This window comes from Streptomyces atratus, assembly GCF_040655115.1.
GTDB classification, from domain to species: Bacteria; Actinomycetota; Actinomycetes; order Streptomycetales; family Streptomycetaceae; genus Streptomyces; species Streptomyces atratus_D.
Genome location: NZ_JBFAJH010000123.1, coordinates 1 through 4,076 on the forward strand (window position 1 = coordinate 1; position 4,076 = coordinate 4,076).

Annotated in this window: 3 protein-coding genes; all 3 read right to left on the reverse strand. The window is 67.3% G+C overall.

Annotated elements, in window-relative coordinates; translation table 11 throughout:
• Window positions 1-62: 62 nt before the first annotated feature.
• On the reverse strand, window positions 63-515 hold the full coding sequence (locus AB0I23_RS41240) for a hypothetical protein (RefSeq protein ID WP_359118383.1): 453 nt from the start codon (window positions 513-515) through the stop codon (window positions 63-65).
• 57 nt (window positions 516-572) lie between these two features.
• Window positions 573-2,732: a tyrosine-type recombinase/integrase gene (locus tag AB0I23_RS41245; protein WP_359118385.1), complete on the reverse strand. Its 2,160-nt coding sequence runs from the start codon at window positions 2,730-2,732 to the stop codon at window positions 573-575.
• A 197-nt stretch (window positions 2,733-2,929) separates the two neighbouring features.
• The gene (locus AB0I23_RS41250; protein ID WP_359118386.1) at window positions 2,930-3,991 is read right to left on the reverse strand and encodes a tyrosine-type recombinase/integrase; all 1,062 of its coding nucleotides are present in this window, start codon (window positions 3,989-3,991) and stop codon (window positions 2,930-2,932) included.
• Window positions 3,992-4,076: the final 85 nt, after the last annotated feature.

The window sequence follows — 4,076 nt, forward strand, 5'->3', positions numbered from 1 at the left end:
GACTTCCCGCCGTTTCTGTGGAATATGAGTGAGTCAAGTCCCCGGGCGTATCGCTGGGGTTGTCACAAGGCGATCGCGCGGTAGCTCAGCGCCGCATCAACGATCGCTTGAGCGGAGGCGTCCCGTAGTTCGGTTGGAGGGTGGAAGATCAGAGAAGCCGCTTGCGGATGGGGCACGTTGACTTCGAAAAGCCGCAGGTAGTAGTCGGCCTCGGGGTCATTGGCCAGGACTCTGCGGACGATTTCGGCGAGTTCGTCGCGAGTGATGTCGGGCAGCTTCGGCCATGCTGGCCGGGCGGCTTCACGGGCGAAGTCCTGCAGGTCGCGCCACCCGTAGTACTCGGTGAAGTCGAGGGAGACGTACTCGTGTCCGGTTCTTTCATTGAAGGCCGCGACTGCGTCGTCTGCCGGTCCGCCGCGAGCAATCAGGTCTCCGATCCGCTCGATCTCGCTGCAGATCTCCTCAAGGTGTTGTTGCTCCACTGGTGGCGGAAGCAGCTCCGAGCGTGGGTCCATGCCCCGCATTATGCGGGGCATGGACCTCCCGTGCTTTCGATGGCTGGCAGCGGGCTATCAGCAACCAGGATTGGTCTCTGAGCACGCCCTGTCTGGCCCAGACGGCCCTTGGCGAACGGCGATGATTGGCAGGAACGTCGCGGTGGCTGGCAGCCCGATCTGCCGGGGGGTCGGTCCGGCCGGGGTGGGAACGTCGGTGAGTCGCTCCAGGAGCTGGTCGAGGGCGGCCTGCCCGTCGTCGACTGCGTCGCGTTCGTCGTCGGTGAGCGGGATGCTGGCCAGCATCTTCTGCAGGTTCTCCTTCGCCTCCAGGAGCTGGCCCTTGCTGGAGCCCTTGGGAGTGTAGAAGTCGCAGCGTGCGCAGGCCATGCGGTGCTGGCACTGCTCGAAGAAGGTGTAGGTGCACCAGCCGTGGCCGAGATCGAAGTACTGCCAGGGCTCGCCGCTGGCGGTGGCGCCGGAGGTGACCGCGTCGCGGTCGACGAGGACCTCGATGGTGCGCACGTTCCTCGCGAAGTAGCCGGCGTCGTTGTAGGCCCTGGCCAGCGTGTTCGGGGTGATCTTCGCGTAGTGCGAGGTCGCCTCGGGAGTCCGGTGACCCAGCCATTCCTGTAGTTCGAAGAGCGTCATGGGCTCCTTGGCGTTGTAGAGCTGGCTGGCGATGGTGGATCGGGCCCGGTGGCTGGTGATGTTGCCGCGGACGTCGGCGGTGGGGACGCCGGCCTTGCGGCAGAGCATGGGGATGATCGCCGTGTTGATGTAGTGCTTGGCGACCCGGCGGGCGCGGTGGGCGAACAGGAAGTCCGCGTACTCGTTGGTCTTGCGGTCGAGCATCGGCGGCTGGGTCGGCCTGACGGCCTGCCATGCCTCGATGGCCTGGCCGAGTAGGGGGTCGACGGGCTTGGTGAACGCGGTGCCGGTCTTGTGGGTCGGCACGTCCAGCAGGCAGACGGCGTCGCGGGCGAGAACCTCGCCGGAATCACCGGGAATGGGCAGGCCGTCGTGCTGCCAGCGGATGCAGCCCACCCGGAACCGGGCTATCTCGTCACTGCGTTGACCGGCGAACAGCCAGGCCAGGGTGATGGCCCGAATCAACGCGACCGGATAGGTGCGACCGTCCGCGGTTGGGAGGTCGCCGGGCTCGAGATTCAGGCCCGCCCAAAGCAGCTTGGCCCAGATGTCATCGGCGATCACCCGCGGGTCCGGCCCCATCAGCGCGCGAACGCTTCGCGGAGTCCTCAGGGCATGGGCCGGGTCGAACCTGCGCGGGATCAACTCCCATTCGTGCAGGTCACGGAAGAACGCGCGCGGCACTTTGAGATAGCCGGACTTCGTCTGCGGCGTGAGCGGTTTCCCCAGACGGTCCTGCGAGCGCATGCCATGGGTCCACTGCGAGAAATCACCGACGGCCATCCGGTCCACGGCTGCGACCCAGGACGCACACGTCTGGCGAGTCCACTGACCGGGCTCGATGATCTCTGGGTGCTCGGAGGCTAGCCAACGGCCGATCTTCGCGAGCACGCTGCGGTAACCTCTGCGGATCTTCGGAGTCAGCGTCGATGTCGCGTACCAATGCTCAACCGACGCCGCCCACGGCCCTGGGACGCCCTCCATCGCGGCCGGTCCGGCCTCATGCCCCGACGGTGGCGGGTCCGCGTGGCCGAGTGCCGCGACCGCCCGGTGGAGGCCGTAGAGGTCCTTGCCCCACTGCCCGCTCATCGCGGGATGGCCTCGGAGTGCGGCCAGGGCCTCGGTCGACAGGTCCTCCAGCAGCGGGCTGCGGTTCAGTAGCAGCATCTGGCAGATCACCGCGGCCAGCTTGGCGGCGTCACGGCGATAGCCCCAGTCGGCCAGAACCTTGCAGATCTGTTGGACGGCATCGTCGACGAGATCGGCGCCGAACACCCGACGGGCCAGGGTCGGCCGCATGAAGCGACCGAGCCGGTCGAAGGCAGTGAACTCGCCGAGCAGGTAGGCGTAGATGAGCACGAAGGGCCGGGCGTTGGGGCCGATCTGGCCGCCCCATGAGCGCCGGAAATCAGCGCCGCTGGCGTTGATCAGGTCGACCCAGTCGTCCGCTGCCCAACCCCAGAAGGCTTGGCGAAGCTCGCCACAGCGGATCAGCACCAGCCCGGCCGCGTCCCGCGCGAACCGACGCTGATGATGGTCGTTAGGCGGCCAGTGCAGACCGGTGAGAATGTCTGCCAACGGCCTCACCAGCCGGGCCACCGGCCGAAGGGGCAGCGAGTCGCGCCTGAGGCCGTCTCGCCGGATCTGATCGAAGTTGAGTGTCCGAAGTGCTTCCGCCTCAGCCTCAGTGAGCAGGCCGCGACAGTCATAGTGGGCCAGGTCGATGACCGGTGCCCAGGTCGGAGTGCTTGTCGGCGGTATGGCTGCCGTACTCGGCTGTGTGGTCACTCGGCGACCGCCGCGGAGGTGCGGGTGAGCATGTCCACGCGCCAGGAATGGATCTGCTGCATGCCCCGGTTCAGCTTCTCCGCCAGGTCGCGGCCCGAGAGGTGGATGTAGGTCAGCGTCGACTCGGTGCTGCGATGCCCGGCAAAAGAGGCGATGGCGTGCAGTTCCCAGCCCATCCGGGCCAGGTCCGTCAAGCACAGGTGGCGTGTGGTGTGTGTCGAGAACCGAGGCAGGTCGGCGGCGAGACCAACGCGACGAATCACCTTCGACCAGGTCCACAGGGTCAGCGGCTGACCGTAGTTGCGGCGCGACTCAGACAAGAACAGCGGCCCGCGGGCCCGGCTGATCGTGGCCCGATGCGTGAGATAGCCGGACAGCAGAACCCCGGTCGCCGCCGAGTAGGGGACGACGCGCTCGCGCCGGGTCTTCGTCGTCTCGGCCCGAATCCGCAGGGTCCGGTGGGCGGGGTCAAGGTCGTCGGTCCGCAGCGAGCACAGCTCTTCGCGCCGCAGAGCCGCGTCGTAGGCGAGGGCGAGCATGACGCGGTTGCGTACGGGTTCCTCACGCGCGACGTCCAGCAGGTCGAGCCACTGCTGTTCGCTCGGGATCCACGGCAGCTTCGTCAGGCGAGGCACCAGCCCTCGCTGGTGCCCGCCGAAGTTCCGGCCGGGGGTGTAGCGGCCGCGGCCGACCGGGTTGGACGCCCGCAGCCCCTCCTCGATGAGGTAGTCGTAGAACAGCCGCACCGGCACCAAGCGTTGCTGCAGCGTCGCGTTCGCCAAGCCGGCCCCGGAGTCCAAGACGACGACATTGCCTCCCCGACGGCTTGGCCGCGTTGCCAGCTCCTTCACGAACGCCGCCACGTGCAGACGCTTGGCGGTAATCGGGTCGATTCCGTCGCGCTCGCAGACCAGCAGGTACTCAGCAAGTCCCCGCGCGTACGCATCGATCGTTCGAGGTGCCCGCCCCAGGTCCGTCCATATTCGCAGCCACTCGGCTGCCCTCTCGTGCCGGCCAAGGACCGGCCACTTCTCCTCCAACACCACCGCGCTGCCCAACGGATCTCCTCAGTACGTGGGGACGCCGCAGAATACGAGCTGCATCCCGCGGCGTGTGATTCCACGTAACTAATAGGGACCGGGT

Bases quoted from the DNA above. Each gene is read 5' to 3' on its own strand.
- AB0I23_RS41240 (WP_359118383.1), bottom strand. From the start codon at position 515: ATGGACCCACGCTCGGAGCTGCTTCCGCCACCAGTGGAGCAACAACAC.